Source organism: Candidatus Methanoperedens sp. (assembly GCA_027460535.1).
Classification (GTDB): domain Archaea; phylum Halobacteriota; class Methanosarcinia; order Methanosarcinales; family Methanoperedenaceae; genus Methanoperedens.
On record JAPZAR010000022.1, the window covers coordinates 103,563 to 122,014 of the forward strand.

Here is an 18,452-nt window from a genome sequence, read left to right on the forward strand (position 1 = left end):
TCAGATCTATCTTTTCTCCAGTCTTAAAATGCAAAAAATATGGAAGGGTGAAAGCCTGATGTTGGCAAATTCCCCTTCCTTATCTCAATGCCTGTTTAAATGACTCCCATGGTCATTTGTATTGTGCACCTTTCGGTTGCTCTGCCTTGCGGGCTCGCAGTTTTGCATAGAACTCACTCTGCCGCTCTCTTTCAGCCGAATCAACCTCCGGCTTCTTGACTTTCTTGGCAGTTTCAGCCTGTTCCATTGAACTCTCTAAACCGACCATTTTTCTCACCTCCCAAGTTGTTTGATATTTACTACACGTTAAATCTTTCTGTGATTCAGTATCTCCGAAGAAAAATGATCATATCGAATTTTCCCTAAGGATATGCGTTTTCAGATCAATGGAGATTTGGGCGTACTACCGGGAGACGTTCCTGATGTTCCCCATACTCTTATTAGGTAAGCAAAGATGTCCTATCTGGTCGATTAAAGCAGAAGCTCAGGAAATTAAAAATAAGAAAAAAAGAAAAAAGATATTTAACTCGTCAGAACTATCTCAATACTGATATCCTTGGGTACCTGAATGCGCATCAACTGGCGCAATGCCCTTTCATCAGCATCGAGGTCGATTAGCCGTTTGTGCACGCGCATCTCCCAGTGGTCCCAGGTCGCGCTTCCCTCGCCATCCGGGCTTTTCCTGCACGGAACCACCAGTTTCTTCGTAGGCAGCGGTACCGGGCCTGAGATGCTCACGCCTGTTTTCACTGCGATATCCTTTACCTGGGAACATATCCCATCAAGTGTTGAGGGACTTGTCCCTGATAAACGTATCCTTGCTTTCTGTGCCATAATTCCTCGTTTTAAAATTGAAAAAAGGCGATTTAGATTCGCAGTTTGATTTCCTGGACCATGCCTGCCGCGATGGTCATTCCCATATCACGTATTGCGAACCTGCCAAGCTGTGGGATATCTTTGACTTTTTCAATGCACATTGGCTTGGTCGGTTTGATGACAACGATAGCCGCATCTCCCGCCTTAATGAAATCCGGGTTCTCAGCAGCGGTCTGACCGGTCTTGGGGTCAAGTTTCTTGAGAATGGCAGTGATCGTGCCTGCAACCTGCGCAGTGTGGCAGTGCAGTACAGGTGTGTATCCAACGGTGACCGCTGATGGGTGCTGCAGGACCACTATCTGAGCTGTGAACTCTTCTGCTACTGCGGGTGGCTTGTCGGGATGTCCGCAAACGTCGCCGCGCCTGATATCTTTTTTCTCAACGCCCCTGACATTCCATCCGATATTATCGCCTGGAAGCGCCTCTTTGATCTCCTGGTGATGCATTTCGATGGATTTGACCTCGCCGACTGCCCTTGAAGGCATGAATATTACTTTATCCCCTGGCTTCATCCGTCCGGTTTCGACCCTGCCTACTGGCACCGTGCCGATACCCGAAATAGTATAGGAGTCTTGGACGGGAATGCGAAGTGGTAAAGTTGTGGGTTTCTCAGGCTCTTTCAGCATATCAAGTGCTGCCAATAATGTTGGCCCTGTGTACCATTTGGTGTTCTCGCTCGGTTTTGCGAGGTTATCTCCTTTGAACGCCGATGTTGGGATAAAGTGCATATCATCCGGCTTATAGCCAACCATCTTGAGAAGGGTACTGAGTTCTGCTTTTACTGCATCATATCTTGCTTTATCATAGTTGACTTCATCCATCTTATTGACTGAAATTATCAACTGGTTGATACCGAGTGTCCTCGCAAGAAATACGTGTTCTTTTGTTTGCGACTGTACTCCTTCCTTGGCTGCGCATACAAGAATAGCCGCATCTGCCTGAGAAGCGCCTGTGATCATGTTCTTGACGAAGTCCCTGTGACCGGGGCAATCCACGATCGTAAAATAGTATTTTGCGGTATCGAATCTCTGATGTGCTACATCGATGGTGATACCCCTGTCCCTCTCCTCTTTTAGCGAGTCCATGACCCATGCAAAAACGAATGATTCTTTGCCTTTCGCCTTTGCCTCTTCCCTATACTTTTCAATGATGTGCGGTGGTACAGCACCAGTCTCAAACAATAACCGCCCTACGAGAGTTGATTTCCCGTGGTCGATATGCCCGATAACTGCTAAATTTAAATGTGGTTTCTCTGCCATAATATTTCTCCTACAATTTTATTGTGATTTTTCCCCTAATGTTGTTTTTGTTTTTAAACCTTCCGTTAACAGACCCCATATTTAAATATGGGGTCTCCGGGGTCTTATCTTTTCAGGGACTTATGAAATCACTGGGTTTCGGCAATTCAAGTTTAAGTCCTTTTCTCTTCCTGATATCCATCACGATATCATTCAGCATGTTCCCAGGTATTGGTTCAAATCCCTCGAACTCCGTGCTCCACATTGCCCTGCCCTCGGTAGCGGAGCGTATGTCTCCGGAGAAACCGAAGAGCTGGGCAACCGGTGCCTTGGCCTCTATGATGGCCGTGTCACCTTCAGATTTCATATCGAGTATAACGCCGCGTCTTCCCTGCATTTCACGCATTGCGCCGCCCATCTGGTCCTGCGGCACATGGATGAACACTTTCTGGAACGGTTCAAGTAATGTTGCACCAGCCATGAGCATCGCAGCCTGGATAGCCTGCCTTGCAGCCGGTATCACCTGAGCTGGTCCCCTGTGGATTGAGTCTTCGTGGAGCTTGGCATCCATTAATTTTACTTTGACCCCCATTACAGGTTCCCTCGACAGCGGTCCTGCCTTCATGACCTCTTCATAGCCCTCGAGTATAAGCTCCATGGTTTCGTTCAGGTACTGGATACCTTTTGTCATATCAATGAAGATATTGGACTCATAGATATGATAGATTCCCTTCGCTTCATCTTTGCTCATGCCCGCCTTCATGAGAATATCCCTTCGCTCTACTTCCTGCTGCCTCATCGAAACTTCATTGTTCTTTATAAGTTGTATTATCGCAGGCGCCAAAGGTTCGACCTCGATGTAGAACCTGTTATGGCGATTGGGGGACTTCCCTTCAACGGGACCGGCATGGGTAGCGACGGTTTCCCTGTAAACCACAAGGGGCTTTGAGGTAGTGATCTCAACGTGTTTATCACGCTGTATCCTGTGGGCTACGACCTCCAGATGCAGTTCACCCATTCCCGCGAGAAGGTGTTCCCCTGTTTCCTGGTTGATCATGACTTTGAGCGTGGGGTCTTCCTTTGCCACCTGTCTCAAAACTTCAACGAGCTTGGGAAGGTCTTTCATATGTTTTGCTTCCACGGCCACAGTCATCACAGGCTCACTGACATGCCTGATACTCTCAAAAGGTGTCATGGCCTTTTCCGTGGATGCCGTTGAGCCAACTATGGCGTCACTCAATCCAGTAACAGCCACGATATTGCCGGCAGGGATCCTCTCGACTTCGATGCGCTCCGGACCCATGAAAATCCCTACGGACTGGATCCTGTTAGGGTTTGGCATTCCTGAAATGAATATCTCCTTTCCCCTTTCAAGCGTTCCTGAGAAGAGCCTGCCGCTTGCCACTTCGCCTGCGTGCGGGTCGGTGGTTATATCGGTAACCATGAGAGCCACTTTGCCGTTTCGGTCCACGTTTATCATCGATTTTCCGATCTCGCTTTCCTTATCGCCATGCCAGATGACCTTTATTCTTTCTTTCTGTGCATCCACAGGACTTGGCAGGAATCGTATGATCATATCATTCATGACTACATGAAGAGGACATTTTATGGCAAGTTCATTTTGCTTCTCTGCATGGCAGAAATCGATTATTTCCTTAAATGTTATGCCAGTCTTTTTCATATAAGGAATGCTGATAGCCCAGTTGTTGAGCGCCGAACCGAAAGCTACTTTCCCAACGGTAGGATCCAGTCTTAGATCATCATATTGATCCGGTTTCAGGCCTTTTATTATCTTATTGACTTTATCGATTACCAATCCGAGGCGCATCTGCATATCCGCCGGCGTCAGCTTTAATTCCATTATAAGGCGGTCAACCTTGTTAATGAAAAGGATAGGTCTTACGTTCTCGCGTAACGCCTGGCGCAATACGGTCTCGGTCTGGGGCATCGGCCCTTCCACCGCATCGACCAGTACTATCGCTCCGTCCACGGCCCTCATGGCCCGTGTAACATCGCCGCCGAAATCAACGTGGCCCGGTGTATCGATCAGGTTGATGAGGTACTCTTTTCCCTCATATTCGTGCACCATTGAAACCGTGGCTGCATCGATGGTGATCCCGCGTTTCTGTTCTTCCTCATCAAAGTCCATGAATAACTGCTCGCCAGCAAGTTCTTTTGATATCATTCCAGCGCCAGCGAGTAGATTATCGGAGAATGTGGTTTTTCCATGGTCGATATGTGCAACAGTGCCGATGTTTCGGATGAACTCGGGTTGGTCCATCAGTACTGTCACACGTTCAACCATTTTTTTTCGTCTGCCCATTATAGATTACCTCTTTTATTGGAAATTTTTGGTTCTCTATTATTCTATCCTATATAAACACTTTGAAAATCGGGATAAAGGACGGGATTATGAGACCAGATTCTTTTAATTCAATCCCACCGTATGAGTTTATTTTGGCTGGATTCTTATCAATCTGAACCACACTACACTCAGTATCCCAGCAAACAGCACGATAACCAGGTCGTTAAAGTGCAGGAATGAGAAATGGAAAATGTCACTTAAAAAAGGTACGTACAGAACCAGGACCAGGCTGGATAGCGCTCCTCCCACAACCATCCATAATGCCTTGTTTTCCGGGCTCATTGTTCTGATCAAGCTGTCTTCCCATGAGAGATTCGCCACTATCAGAGTGAGATTTGCGATCACGAGTGTTGTGAATGTAAGCGTGCGAGCCTCCATTTCCCCTTTGCCTAAATACAGTGCTAACAGGAAAACCATGATTACCACGGCAAGCACGCTTCCGCCCTGCAAAAGACTGCTATAAACGCTTTTCCTTCCGAACAATTTTTCTTTCAGGTCCCGGGGAGGTCTTTTCATGATATTTCTTTCTTCTGGTTCAGCCTCAAAAACCGTTGAACAAGCCGGGTCGATTATCAGCTCAAGAAATGCTATATGTCCGGGCAGGAGCACCAGGGGCAATTTGAACAGTATCGGAAACAGTGCTATCCCGGCGATGGGTACATGAACGGAAAATATGTAGCTTATTGCTTTCTTGAGGTTATCGAAAATTCTCCGGCCAAGCCTGACAGCCGCAACTATAGATGAAAAATCATCATTCAGCAGAACGATCGCTGAGGATTCCCGCGCCACATCCGTACCTCTTTCCCCCATCGCAATACCGATGTGTGCTGATTTTAATGCCGGTGCATCATTGACCCCGTCGCCGGTCATTGCGACCACTTCCCCGTTTGATTTCAGGGCATTTACAATTGCCAGTTTCTGTTCAGGCACGACACGCGCGAAAATATTTATCGTCCTGAGCTTCTCCTGAAGTTCGGATGTGCTCATTTTAGCAATCTCGATACCGGTTATGAACTTGTCCGGATCTTTTAAACCGATCTGTCTGGCTATGTGCTGCGCTGTTCCCGGGAAATCCCCGGTTATCATTATTACTCTTATCCCGGCGGTATAACATTCCGAAAGTGACCGGGCGACGGAGGGACGGACCGGGTCAATGAAACCGAGCAATCCTATGAATCCAAACTCGAAATCGTGCTGTTCTTCAGGCAAAAAGTCCTCCGGGAAACACGATTTTGCCACTCCGAGAACCCTCAAACCTTTATCTGCCATTTTCTGGACTTGGGACAATAATTGTTCTTTTTGTGTCTCATCCAGATGACATAACTCTATTATGGCCTCGGGAGAGCCTTTTGCTGCAATAACATGCTTTTCCCTGTCATGCGACTCCCATACGTTTGAAAGAGCTAGCAGGTTTTTTGAGAGCGGATATTCACGAACAAGCTTCCAATTTTGATGTATGTGCTCCGTTTGGGAAAGAAATTTTTCAGTACCATTTTTTATTTCCTTCTCGACAGGGTCAAAGGGGTCTTTCTGGCTTGCCAGATAACCAAATTCAAGCAGCTCATGAAATTTTTCAGGAAGCGGCATTCCGGCATTTTTTTCCAACTCAAGAAATTCACCATGTGAGAAAAGGGAACTTAAGATCATCCGGTTCATTGTCAGGGTTCCGGTTTTGTCCACGCACAGCACCGTGGCGGAGCCTAGCGTTTCGATTGCAGGCGTGCGCCTCGTGAGAACCTGGTTTTTTGACAATCGCCACGCTCCAAGGCTCAGGAATATCAACAGAACCACTGAAAACTCCTCCGGGAGCAATGCCATGCTCAAACTCAAGCCTGCCAGCAACCCATTCAACCAATCTCCCCTCGTTAATCCGTAGATTATGACAACAAGAATGCAAAGTGCCGACCCACCTATTACGAAATTCCGTACCAGTGATCCGGTCTCTTTCTTGAGCAATGTATCTTCCTGGTTGATGGTCGAGAGAGCCTTGCCAATCTTTCCCATCTCGGTGTGCATTCCCGTCGATGTCGCTTTCACCATTCCATGACCATGGACAACCATAGTCCCGGAATATACGAATGGCAAATCGTCTCCCCCAGGGTGCGCAGACTGCTCCTTACCATCCCAGCGGGATTTTCTCACTGCCAGCGACTCACCTGTGAGAAGTGATTCATCCACGAGAAGATTCGAGCAAAAAAGCACACCGCCATCGGCCGGGACCCTGTCCCCCTCTCTCAAAATAAAAATGTCCTCCCTGACGAGTTCTCGCCCCGGGATCCTTTTTTGTTTTCCGTTTCTTATCACAAGGGCCCTGGGGCTTGACATGCTTTTTAGAGACTCTAACGCACGCTCCGTCTTTTTCTCCTGGTAGAAGGTTATGCCTATGACAACGAACACAAACAGGAGCAGCATTATAGCATCGTTTTTCTCTCCGATCAATAAATAAATTGAACCAGCGCCTAAAAGAAGCAGCAGCATCGGGTCAAGTATCACATTCAATAGTATGGAAAAAATATTCTGTCTTTTTTGGGATGGAAGCTCGTTATAGCCTTCCAGTTCAATCCTTTTTTCAGCATCCTCTTCCGAAAGTCCGGATACGCTTTCCTCATCGAGCATTTTTTCCATAGTCAACCAAATCAATCATTTTATCCCGCCAAATTATCTGAGATTAACAAATCAATCTCATATATATTTGTTTCAATTTCAAATTATTTGTTTTCAAAAAGAAGGAATCAAATGTTCTGTTAGCTTTAAATATCGCCACTATAATGTAGTTACCCCATGGATTTTGCAAACTACACCGCGTTCATTGACAGCCAGATTTCCCACTCTTTTGGTCTCGGAGCTCAGGCTACCGATGTCACGGTCGCGCTGATTATAGTTGCAGTCTTTGCTGTACTCGCAAGAATCACTGCATACCTGTTGCACGTGATTCTCCCGAGGTTTACCGCAAAGACAGAGACAACGCTGGACGATGAACTCATTAGAGCATTACAACGGCCAATCCAGCTCTTTGTAATGGTGACAGGATTCAGCCTTGCTGTGCATTCACTTGAGATGGGAACCGTATATTTTGAATCATTTGACAAGATTATGTCGATCCTGTTTATCCTTCTCGGGGCATACCTTGTATCCAACATTGTTCATGGCTTGATACAGTGGTATTCGAACGACATAGCTCCCAGGACGAAATCCAAACTCGATGACCAGCTGATGCCCTTCCTGGACAAGGTGGATAGGATCGTTGTATTTGCAATAGCCCTGCTGATGATACTCGATAGGCTCGGCTACCCGATAACTCCGGTGCTGGCAAGCCTTGGTGTTGCGGGCATAGCTGTAGCATTTGCCGCCCAGGAAACTCTCTCAAATGTATTTGGTGCTTTCTCTATACTGACTGACAGGCCTTTCAAGATAGGGGACAGGATCGAAATATCAGATACCGAGATCGGGGATGTGGTTGATATAGGGGTACGCAGCACACGGATTAAGACCGCAGACAATAAGGTAATAATTCTGCCAAATTCCGTGATTTCCAAAGGAAAGATCGTGAACTATGCTGAACCCGACATAAGGGTAAGATTCACGATCAAAGTCTCGATAAGTTATAAGTCCAATATAGATCAAGCCCTTGAGACGATGATCGAAATTGCAAAAAACACCGAAGGCGTGATACAAAATCCGGTTCCGAGGGCATATGTGGTGACACTTTCAAGTTACAGCATAGACCTTGTAATGCATGTATGGGTGAAAGATTACCGGCTTGAGTTCGAGGTGCCTGATCGAATATACAGGGAGATAATCAGGAGATTCGCAGAGGAAAAGATCGAGATACCATACCCCATAACAACGATAATCAGGTCGCCGCCTGAACAAATTAATCCATAATCCTTTTCTATTTTTCTTCGGGCGGTTTCAGGTGCTTGAAATTGAAGCAAAAGATCTCGATACCTGCGGCAGAGCGCATTCCGCGATATCAAGAACCAATCTTTCCCATGCGGTGCCCCGTTCCTCAGGATAGATATCCCATATATTTCACGATTGCAACCGGTTCTATAGAATTATTTGTTCTCTTTCACGCCGTTTAACTTAAATAATTCCGCCACAGTATCCAGGAACCTTTCATCGTTATGCTCTGCCGCATTTCTGAGTATCTTTGTCGGCTCGGCAAGGATCTGGTTGGCAAAAGAATGCGTCATGTCATCCAGAACCTCTCTCTCAATATCCCCAATAGTATGCCTGGACTTGAGTTTATTTATGGCCGCTTCGCGCTCTTTTTCCCGGATATCTTCTACCTTTGAATAAAGCGCTGAGATGATCTTATCCGCCTGCTGGCGCTTGTATTGCTTCTTGAGGAGGCCGAGTTCTTCTTCGATTATGAGTTCGGCTTTTTTTGCCTCTTCTCTTCGCTTTGCAAGGTTCGCCTCGCTTATGCTTTTCAGGCCGTCGATGTTGTGCAGCTTGACATCCGGTATTTCCCCCACCGTACTCTCTATATTTCGAGGGTTCCCTATATCGATAAGCATTATCTCTTTTTTTCTCTTTTCCATTATGCCTGACATTATTTCCTGCGTCAGGACGAAATGCGGTGCTGAAGTGGCACTTATAACCACATCCGATATCGGGATGTAGTCCTGCATCAACTCATATCTGATAGCTTTGCCTTGCAGCTCGCATGCCAGGGCTTCTGCTTTATCAAATGTCCTGTTGGCTACGTAAATGACTTTTATGTTCTTGTTTGCAAGGGCCTTTGCCACGAGGGTTCCCATTTCTCCTGCACCTATGACCATCACCGTCTTCCCCTCCAGACCGCATAGTCCCTGGTCAGCAAGTTCGACCGCGGCAGAGCCGATGGATATAGAACCTTTATTTATTCCGGTTTCGTTCCGAACGCGCTTTCCCACCTGGATAGCCTTATTGAATGCAGTATCAAGGGTTTTTCCAATAGCCCCCGCCTTTTTTGCCATTATGAACAATTCTTTGACCTGGCCGAGTATCTGGTCTTCGCCGACTATCATTGACTCAAGCCCGCAGGTGAGGCGCAAAAGATGGCGGAGTGATTCCTCATGGTCAAGGAAATCCACGATCCGGGATGAGACTTTCATTCTCTTTGCGAACTCAAAAAGAACTTTGCTCCCTTTCGGAGAAACCACGTAAACTTCAACACGGTTGCATGTTTTAAGTACGGCACATTCCTCAACGAGTTCATGGGATTTAAGTCGGATCAAAAGCTGGTCGATGCCGCCATGCCATGCGCCCTCCATCTCATCGATGGTGGCTTTGGAATGCGTAATAAGCATACTTGATATTTCACTCATTCTATCTTACCTATATGTTTTGAAGCTTCTTTATATGCTTTTTCATACGATTCCTCAAGCGCGATCCATACGTCATTATCATTGATTATATTCCACAATATCTCCCTGCGTTTTTTCTGGTCATCTACCTTCAATTTCAGCAGTTCACGGATTTCGTTTTGGAGCTGCGACATCCGCTCAAATCCGGGAGTTATTACTTTTTCGATCCTCTGCCTGATATACTTTGAAAGCGCAGGGCTCTGGCCAAGAGTAGATATCCCTATTATGATATCCCCGCGCCTGATCACAGAAGGAACAATGATATCACCTGTATCATCAACCCGGTTTACCAGCATGCCCTCCTGCCATGATATTTGGGCAATTTTCTCATTCAAGGCAGCATCGTTCGTCGCCGGGATGACTATGAAAGCATTATCCAGGTAGCGAGCCGTGTCCTTTTCAACAAGGTTTTCTACCCTCACCAGTTTTATTTTACCCTGCTCAGAAAGCCTGATCAATGAAGGAGTGAATTCACGGCTCACAACTGTTACTCTGGCATGATCACAAAAAAGCAATGCCTTGCGTTCACCGACGTTTCCACCTCCAAAAATGATCACTTCTTTTCCCGAAAGGTCAAGCATCAGAGGAAGAAATTTCTTCATAGCCTCACGCCAGTTTTCTTGAACTCCCTTTCACTGAATAGTATGCTGTAATCACTGATCCCCGCTGCAATGGATATCTGCTTTGCGACCTTTTCACATTCTTCGCGCGAATAGGCGTGGATCATGGTAAAGAGGTTATATTTCCAACCCGGGAAGCGCGGGCGTTCATAACAATGGGTGACTTCCGGGAAACCCGCCATTATTGCCCCGACCTCTTCCACTTTTTCGTCAGGAACATTCCATGTGCACATGGCATTTGCTGTTATTCCGACAGCCCTGTGCCCTATTGAAGCGCCAAAACGCCTGATCACGCCTTCTTTAATAAGTTTGTCAAGTCTTTCCAGAACTTCGTTCTCGGGGATTTCGATCTCCCGCGCTATTTGTTTGAACGGAAGAGATACTATTGGTATTCCATCCTGCGTTGATTTCAAGAGCTTTACATCAGTCTGATCCATGTTAACAGATTAATTTATTTCAATTATATGCTTATCAATACCTTAATCATGCGCTTATGGAAAGAACACATTGATAAAGATATTCTTACGGAAAAAATCAAGAACATAACTATGATAAATACCGCTATAGAAATCCTTAACGAAGTGGTTATGGTTAATCAGAGATGAAATAATCAGAGGCAATATTGATTATCCGGCAGGGCAATAAAAAGGCAATGCTCGATACGACAAAAGAGTATATCAGGACATTATTAAGACCTCTTGCCAAAAAGATCATTGGGGTAAATCCAAACACTATAACCTTTTTAGGTCTATCATTAAGCCTTTTGTCAGCAGTCTTCTTTGCAAGGGGCGAAGTTTTGATCGCGGGTATTGTTCTTCTTGCAGGCGGTTTTTTTGATGCTTTCGATGGGGCAGTGGCACGGGAAAATAACAGGATAACAAAATACGGGGGGTTCCTGGATTCCGTGTGCGACAGGTTTGCAGATTCCGGAGTTATCATAGGTGCGATGTATGGTGGTCTTGCTGTTTTCTCCCCTTTCCCTGAGTGGTTCATCGGTACCCTGGCGATCGTTGGCTCCCTGATGGTAAGTTACACCAGAGCGCGCGCGGAGGCTGCGGGTGCCAGCGCTTCAGTGGGAATAGGAGACAGGCCTGCCAGGGTATCAATAATAATAATCGGGGCATTTCTCGACAAGGTCAGCTGGGCAATTCTTCTCGTTGCCATACTTTCATTTATCACGGTCTTCCAGAGAATCGCATACGTTAAAAAAATACTTAAATAACAACTTTTAAGTCAGATAAAGCTAAAATAATAACTTTTAAGCACGTTGATATTCTAACGCTACTTCGGATCCAAACCTTATAGATTTTTATCTACTTTTTTTATGAAAATAGTTGAGATATTTAAAAATGATTGTATAATAACATATCATTAAAATGGGGGTAAAGTGTAAGTAATCCTATGTTTATAGAGGTATCTCTATGCAATTTGGAGCTGTTCTGAAAAAGAAGGCTGAAATATTGGCTCTTATCTCTTTATCCGTAATAATGGATGTTATCCCAATTATTCTAATTATGGCGGGAATATGGATTTTGAAATATTTCTCGAAATTTTTTGGTTTTGAAGAAGCCCCTTTCATCATGATATTAACAACCTTTTCAGAGATGTTTATGATAATTCTTTATATAATACTTGCTCTTGTCAGTATTTACAGCATCTATAAGTTATTTAAAGAAGGAGAACTATAAATTCTATATATGGTTTCTATTAAGACTATGTCTGGAAAAGAAATTATCAAGAGCTATTTTCTAGGTATAGGGTATCTTTTCATGCTGACTATGGTAGGTGTATTAGTTGTTACAATTTACAATTCTGTTTCCCCCATCGATATAAATTCTGTTAAATCAGTACAGACAGTTGCGCTTATTTTTACTACGGTTCTTAGCATAGACACGATACTTCTAATTTTTAATAAACCCACTCCCACTCTTATAATAACACTGATACTAATCTCACCAATATTGGTGATATACAAACTTATTAAGAGCACGGATCTTATCCAGATTAACCGATACACTCCTGCAAAGATTAAAAAATATGTACCGCCAAAGGTTATCAGTGGATAAATAATAATATTCTTTGCAGCGGCAAGAAAGTCTGAACATACGATATGATGTTCGTCTGAGTCGTGTTATAGGCTACGGGTGCCAGCGCTGCAATGGGAATAGGAGACAGGCCTGTCAGGGTATCAATAATAATAATCGGCGCATTTCTCAACATGGTCAGCTGGGCAATTCTTCTCGTTGCTGTCCTTTCATTTATTACGGTATTCCAGAGAATCGCATACGTTAAAAAAATACTTAAATAACAACTTTTAAGTCAGATAAAAGTTATCACTGGAAGGGTATTAACATGGCTGAGATTAGAATTGCACTAGCAGGTGTAGGTAATTGCGCTTCATCTTTGATACAGGGACTGAATTACTATAGGGATGTCAAAAAATCAGACGTACTTGTTCCTGGACTGATGCATAATTCCCTGGGAGGATATCTTATCTCGGACATAAAACCTGTTGCAGCATTTGATGTTGATAAGAGGAAGGTAGATACGGACCTATCCGAGGCTATTTTTTCAGAACCTAATTGTACAAAAAAGTTCTCCGATGTAACCGGGATGGATGTTGCGGTGATGAAAGGTCAGGTTCTGGACGGTGTGGCACCGCATATGAAAGATTATTTCCTTGTGGATGACAAACAAAAACCAGTAGACGTTGCATCGGTTTTGAAAAAAACAAAAGCCGATATATTGATAAATTACCTTCCGGTAGGTTCCGAAGAGGCGGTCAAATGGTATGCTTCGCAGGCACTTGAGGCAGGATGCGCTTTCATAAACTGCATCCCGGTATTCATTGCTTCGGATAAGCAGTGGGCGGAAAAATTCAAGAGAGCGAAACTCCCTGTGATAGGCGACGACATAAAAAGCCTCGTAGGAGCAACGATCGTGCACAGGACATTGACGCAGATGATACTTGACCGCGGAGCGAGAATAGACAGCACTTACCAGTTGAATATCGGGGGTAATACCGATTTCAGGAACATGACGGACCAGTCCAGGCTTAAATCCAAGAAGATCTCCAAGACAGAATCAGTGGCTTCGCAGATACCCTATGATGCCTACGTTTATGCAGGCCCCAACGGCTGCATTGACTGCCTTAACGATAACAAGGTATGTCACCTGAAGATCGATTTCAGGCTCTTTGGAGATGTCCCGGCTTACATCGATCTGAAACTTTCAGTTGAAGACAGCCCGAACAGTGCCGGCGTTGTGGTGGATGCCATCCGCGTTGCGAAAATCGCACTTGATAGAAAGATCGGCGGACCGGTAATACCAGCATCAGCATATTTCATGAAGCACCCTCCGCAGCAGATGCGAGAGGGAGAGGCGCGCCAGGAACTGGAAGAGTTCATCAAAGGCTGAAATCAGCCTATGATCTTCATTCTTGATACTCTAACCGTGGGTGTAATAATATTCCCCACTTTTCGGACATCCTTTCCAATTCCGTCTATGCCCTGAAGCACATCGAATATGTTCCCGGAGATCATCATTGACTTTATCGGCGAATGGATCTCGCCATTCTTTATCAGGAACGAATTCCGTGCCTCGACTGAAAAATCGCCCGAAATGGGATTTGCTGTATGCGCCCCAATTACCGTATTCACTACAACGCCATCCCGGCTATCGGCAATAATATCGAAAGACGGATGCTCAATTATCAGGTTGCGTATCCCAACCGAAGGCGTAGAAGTGAAAGACCCCCTGACCGCATTACCGGTACTTTCTTTCTTCTCCTTCCCCGCAGTATAACAATCATAAAGGAAACTGGACAGCACACCTTTTGTTATAACCCGGTTCCTTTTTGAAGGCGTACCCTCATCATCGGAAGCAGCAGTTCCGATGCCTCCCGGAAATGTACCATCGTCAATAATAGAAAGTTCACCCGCTGCGATATTGCTACCCATTTTTCCGATCAATGCCGAACGTCCTTTCTGCACATTGTCAGCGTTCAGCGATGAAATGAGCGTGTTCTCAAGAATATCAGCAAAGGCAAGAGGTTCAAGCAGCACGACCGTATCTCGCGATTCTGTAGGAATGCCATTTTGCGACCGAGAAGCGAGACTTGATGCTTTTTCTCCAATCCTGTAAAAATCGATATCAAGTTTCCTTGATACGTCAAATTCCGAAGCAGTTGATATCGAAGCGCTCTTTGCGATTGTGTCTATTGAAGCTTCTGAAATGGAATCTTTCTGGTCTATCTCGACACCGTGGGAATTAATGATGAGATTTTCCGAAGATGCACAGACAAGGTGCCCTGAAGTCGGCTCCACGTGATGAACGGACTTTGCCCCATCGATCATATCCATGGTAAAATCGATGCACGACTCTATATCAATATCAGCAATCCTTCTGTCAAAAACGTCCTTTACGGCAGGCAGTCTTTTCTTCTCAGGAAGCCCTGACCAATCCGGGTCGAAATTCCTTACCTTTGCTGATTTAACTGCAAGTACACAGGCGTCATTCAAATGTTCAGGATCATTTGTACTTGAAAATCCTACAGCACCGTTCACGATAACCCTGATCCCGATCCCCTGGAGAAGACTCTCCTTCGCCAGGTCAATTTCATCCCTGTGCACATCGATAGTTACAGATCTCCCCTTGATGCAATAAATTTCAGCCTCATCAGCCCCCGCTTTCTTTGCATAATCAAGCGCGCTGTATGCAAGCTCAAAAATGTCGGTCATAGGAACACTTAATTAAAACCGGAGCTGATAAAGATACCCATGCGAGTCCTGATCATTGATGGTTATGTAGATGAACCGGCATGCCTGGGTGTACCGCCTTACATCTCGCCGTATCCAAGGTATATTGCAGGTGCACTGGTTGAAAAAGGGGTAAAGCAGGATCATGTCTTTTATCGCACCATTGACTGGATGCGCCAGCACAGGGAGAAGCTCCGGTTTGATATGATCGTAATCGTGGCGGGCATGACCGTGCCCGGGAAATACCTGAGAGCCAATCCGATAACAAGGAGCGAGATCCAGGAGCTATCGCATCTGGATGGAGTAAAGATACTTGGAGGGCCTATCAGGCTGGGTTTCGGGGAGGAGGGCGGAACTTCGGCAAGAGAGCTGGCAATGCCCGGGATCATCACTGCAAGAAAGGATGTGGAGTCATTCGTTTACGATCTGCTGGATAACATGAAAGACCCGGATTCCATACAGCACAGGATGAGGAGCACAGCAGAGATCGCAAGATGGGGCGAAAAGGGAGCGTTCATAATCCGGCAGCACCCGGATTATCCATATATCATGTGCGAGCTTGAGACATATCGTGGTTGTCCTCGCCATTCCCATTGTTCTTTTTGCACAGAGCCCTTCTACGGCAAACCAGATTACCGCGAGATAAAAGAGGTAATTAAGGAGGTGTCTGCACTATATGAGCAGGGGGCCAGGTATTTCAGGATAGGAAGGCAGCCTGACCTCTTCATGTACAGGGCAAAAGATGGTATTCCCGACCCGATTGCCATCGAGGTACTATATAAGGGGATACGAAATGCGGCGCCGGAGCTCAAAGTGCTACACATGGACAATGCAAACCCTGTGACACTGGCAAGATATCCGGAGGAATCACGGAGGATCGCAAAGACCATTGTGAAATATCACACATCAGGAGATGTGGCTGCACTGGGTATGGAAAGCGCGGACCCGGAAGTTATAAAGGAGAACGATCTGAAAGCTCAACCAGAGGAGGTATTCGAGGCCATAAAGCTCTTGAATGAAGTGGGTGCTGCGCGGGGAGAGAGCGGCCTTCCTGAACTTTTGCCGGGTATTAATTTTGTGCATGGGTTAAAGGGGGAGACAAAAAAGACATTCGAGCTCAACTTTGAGTTCCTGAAAAAAGTTCTTGAGAGCGGTCTCATGATACGCCGCGTGAATATCAGGCAGGTGATGACCTTTTCGGGGACGCCCATGTACGGGCATGAAGAACTCGTGGTAAAGCACAAGGAATTGTTCCTGAGCTACAAGGAAAAAATGCGAAATGAGATAGACCTGCCAATGCTTCGAAAGCTGGTACCCGTTGGAACGATCCTGCGGGATGTGAGAACCGAAATTTTTGATAAGATCACATATGGTCGGCAGTTCGGGACTTACCCTCTTCTCGTGGGCATCCCGGCGCAGGTAGAATTGGACAGGTTCTTCGACATAATGGTGACAGACCATGGATTCAGGTCGATAACCGGTATACCCGTGCCTGTGAATATCAATCGGGCGCAGCTGAAGATCATTGAGCAAATTCCCGGTGTTGGGAAGAAACAGGCAGGGAAGATCCTGATAGGGAGACCTTATAAAGACAAAGAGGATGCTGCGAAAAGGACGGGGATAAAGAGTGAACTGCTGGAGTATATTAGCTATTCATAGCCAAGCCTTTGGATCCGCTCTTATCAAGATTTCCCTGAACCACGGGTGATCAAAACAAATTATAAGAATCTGAATGAAAGTGATCGCCAATAATCTGGATCGGGGAATTTACTGCAACGGGCTGAAAATATAGACTATTTTTATAGTATAATAATATATAGTAATGATGAACAGAATCAAAGCATTCAATATCTTAACAGGTATCTTTAATGACCAGGAAAATGAATGATGAAAGACCTTGACAGAATCCGGGCCTCAGTACTATCGAGGATCAAACCCGCTAACGAAGAAAAGGAGAGGCTCCAGGCCCTTGCGGAGGACATAATTGGCAGGATCAATGATATTGGCAGAAAAGAAGGGTTAAGCATAAGTGGCAGGCTTGTGGGTTCATCCGCGCGCGGGACGTGGCTTTCGGGGGGGCATGACCTCGATATTTTTATCATGTTCCCGCCCGATGCATCAAGAGAGTATCTTGAAGAGAAAGGGCTTTATGTGGCGCGCAAAATTGCAGAGAAAGCGCAGAAAAGCGAGGAGAGATACGCAGAGCATCCTTATATCAATGCAGTGTTCGACGGCTTCGAGGTCGATCTTGTCCCGGCATTTGGGGTTTCGAGCGCAGCGGAGATAAAATCAGCCGTGGACAGGACGCCTTTCCACAACAATTACGTTCTGTCCGGGATAAAAGGGCTTGAGGACGATGTACTGCTGCTGAAGCAGTTCCTGAAAGGATGTGGTGTATATGGTTCCGAGCTGAAGACCCACGGTTTTTCAGGTTATCTTGCTGAACTGCTAATAATTAATTACGGCTCGTTAATGGCAGTTTTGGAAGCTTCCTGCCAATGGAAACCCGGGATGACCATTGACATAGAAAAGCATGGCAGCATTGCTCATCAGGACCCGTTGGTCGTAGTAGATCCAACGGATCCGGCGAGAAATGTCGCGGCCGCATTATCCCTTGATAACCTGTGCGTTTTCATGGATAGAGCCTGTGAATTCCTTGAACAGCCTGGAGAAAACTATTTTAATATCGCGGTTCTCGTCCCTCCCGATGATACGGGTTTCAGGGACGTTTTTAATGCGAGGGGCACATCTTTGATAGCCATAGAATTCACAACACCGGATATCGTGGATGACGTATTGTTCCCGCAGCTTCATAAAATGGAGGAATCGGTCCAGGAGATGCTTGAAAGATACGGATTCCGCGTGTATAATAGCGGTGCATGGGCTGATAAAAAGGCTATTATTTTATTTGAAATTGAGTCGGCAGTGCTTCCGCAGGTCAAGAAACACACAGGTCCGCAGGTTTGGGCAGGAGAACATGCCGTTGCGTTCAAATCCAAGTACAAGAACTCAAATACCTTTTCCAATGTATATATCAGGAATGGAAAATATATGGTGGAGATCCAGAGAAAATATACCGAGGCAAGAAAACTCCTGCAATCCGAGGTTCCAAAATGCGGTCTCGGGAAGCATGTGGGTTTGAGCATCAAAGAAGGATACCAAATTCTGGAAAATAATCAGATATTAGAGGTCAAAGAAAAGGAGTTCAGAAATTTCCTCTGGAAATTTATCAAAAAATAAGA

At 45.6% G+C, this 18,452-nt stretch carries 17 protein-coding genes; 8 read left to right on the forward strand and 9 right to left on the reverse strand.

All coding sequences use genetic code 11. The features are described from left to right. Positions 1–112: 112 nt before the first annotated feature. The 5 genes from O8C65_09340 to O8C65_09360 form a co-directional block, all read right to left on the reverse strand. On the reverse strand, positions 113–268 hold the full coding sequence (locus O8C65_09340; GenBank protein MCZ7357125.1) for a hypothetical protein: 156 nt from the start codon (positions 266–268) through the stop codon (positions 113–115). A gap of 254 nt (positions 269–522) precedes the next feature. Further along, positions 523–834, reverse strand: coding sequence for a 30S ribosomal protein S10 (rpsJ, locus tag O8C65_09345; GenBank protein MCZ7357126.1), 312 nt, complete (start codon positions 832–834; stop codon positions 523–525). Between the two features lie 32 nt (positions 835–866). Continuing rightward, the gene (gene tuf / locus O8C65_09350; GenBank protein MCZ7357127.1) at positions 867–2,138 is read right to left on the reverse strand and encodes a translation elongation factor EF-1 subunit alpha; all 1,272 of its coding nucleotides are present in this window, start codon (positions 2,136–2,138) and stop codon (positions 867–869) included. Positions 2,139–2,247: 109 nt separating this feature from the next. Further along, positions 2,248–4,437, reverse strand: coding sequence for an elongation factor EF-2 (locus O8C65_09355; protein MCZ7357128.1), 2,190 nt, complete (start codon positions 4,435–4,437; stop codon positions 2,248–2,250). 129 nt (positions 4,438–4,566) lie between these two features. After that, positions 4,567–7,104: a cation-translocating P-type ATPase gene (locus O8C65_09360; GenBank protein MCZ7357129.1), complete on the reverse strand. Its 2,538-nt coding sequence runs from the start codon at positions 7,102–7,104 to the stop codon at positions 4,567–4,569. Positions 7,105–7,260: 156 nt separating this feature from the next. Between O8C65_09360 and O8C65_09365 the strand changes: the two genes are divergently transcribed. Further along, positions 7,261–8,364 (forward strand): mechanosensitive ion channel family protein, encoded by a 1,104-nt coding sequence (locus O8C65_09365; GenBank protein MCZ7357130.1) that lies wholly within the window; start codon positions 7,261–7,263, stop codon positions 8,362–8,364. Between the two features lie 173 nt (positions 8,365–8,537). Here O8C65_09365 and hemA read toward each other — a convergent pair whose 3' ends face one another. Genes hemA through O8C65_09380 form a run of 3 tightly spaced genes read right to left on the reverse strand, consistent with a single transcriptional unit; the run spans position 8,538 to position 10,890 of the window. Beyond that, positions 8,538–9,794: a glutamyl-tRNA reductase gene (hemA, locus tag O8C65_09370; GenBank protein MCZ7357131.1), complete on the reverse strand. Its 1,257-nt coding sequence runs from the start codon at positions 9,792–9,794 to the stop codon at positions 8,538–8,540. Next, complete coding sequence (locus O8C65_09375; GenBank protein ID MCZ7357132.1) at positions 9,791–10,435, reverse strand: bifunctional precorrin-2 dehydrogenase/sirohydrochlorin ferrochelatase; 645 nt, start codon at positions 10,433–10,435, stop codon at positions 9,791–9,793. The genes hemA and O8C65_09375 overlap by 4 nt, the downstream gene beginning before the upstream one ends. Beyond that, entirely contained in the window at positions 10,432–10,890 is a 459-nt protein-coding gene (locus O8C65_09380; protein MCZ7357133.1) for an Lrp/AsnC family transcriptional regulator, read from the reverse strand. The genes O8C65_09375 and O8C65_09380 overlap by 4 nt, the downstream gene beginning before the upstream one ends. A 215-nt stretch (positions 10,891–11,105) precedes the next feature. Between O8C65_09380 and O8C65_09385 the strand changes: the two genes are divergently transcribed. The 5 genes from O8C65_09385 to O8C65_09405 all read left to right on the forward strand — a co-directional run bounded on the left by O8C65_09385 (position 11,106) and on the right by O8C65_09405 (position 13,870). After that, entirely contained in the window at positions 11,106–11,675 is a 570-nt protein-coding gene (locus O8C65_09385; GenBank protein MCZ7357134.1) for a CDP-alcohol phosphatidyltransferase family protein, read from the forward strand. 199 nt (positions 11,676–11,874) lie between these two features. Then, positions 11,875–12,141 carry a hypothetical protein gene (locus O8C65_09390; protein MCZ7357135.1) on the forward strand — a complete coding sequence of 89 codons (267 nt, stop codon included), beginning with the start codon at positions 11,875–11,877 and terminating at the stop codon, positions 12,139–12,141. Positions 12,142–12,168: 27 nt separating this feature from the next. After that, complete coding sequence (locus O8C65_09395; GenBank protein ID MCZ7357136.1) at positions 12,169–12,519, forward strand: hypothetical protein; 351 nt, start codon at positions 12,169–12,171, stop codon at positions 12,517–12,519. Positions 12,520–12,611: 92 nt separating this feature from the next. Beyond that, on the forward strand, positions 12,612–12,761 hold the full coding sequence (locus O8C65_09400) for a hypothetical protein (GenBank protein ID MCZ7357137.1): 150 nt from the start codon (positions 12,612–12,614) through the stop codon (positions 12,759–12,761). A gap of 44 nt (positions 12,762–12,805) precedes the next feature. After that, a complete protein-coding gene (locus O8C65_09405) occupies positions 12,806–13,870 on the forward strand; it encodes an inositol-3-phosphate synthase (GenBank protein ID MCZ7357138.1) in 1,065 nt (354 codons plus the stop codon). Between the two features lie 2 nt (positions 13,871–13,872). Here O8C65_09405 and O8C65_09410 read toward each other — a convergent pair whose 3' ends face one another. Continuing rightward, on the reverse strand, positions 13,873–15,192 hold the full coding sequence (locus O8C65_09410; protein MCZ7357139.1) for a TldD/PmbA family protein: 1,320 nt from the start codon (positions 15,190–15,192) through the stop codon (positions 13,873–13,875). 39 nt (positions 15,193–15,231) lie between these two features. Here O8C65_09410 and O8C65_09415 point away from each other — a divergent pair, with 39 nt between their 5' ends. Further along, the gene (locus tag O8C65_09415) at positions 15,232–16,869 is read left to right on the forward strand and encodes a radical SAM protein (protein ID MCZ7357140.1); all 1,638 of its coding nucleotides are present in this window, start codon (positions 15,232–15,234) and stop codon (positions 16,867–16,869) included. Between the two features lie 225 nt (positions 16,870–17,094). Then, on the forward strand, positions 17,095–18,450 hold the full coding sequence (gene cca, locus O8C65_09420) for a CCA tRNA nucleotidyltransferase (protein ID MCZ7357141.1): 1,356 nt from the start codon (positions 17,095–17,097) through the stop codon (positions 18,448–18,450). The last annotated feature ends 2 nt before the right edge of the window (positions 18,451–18,452 follow it).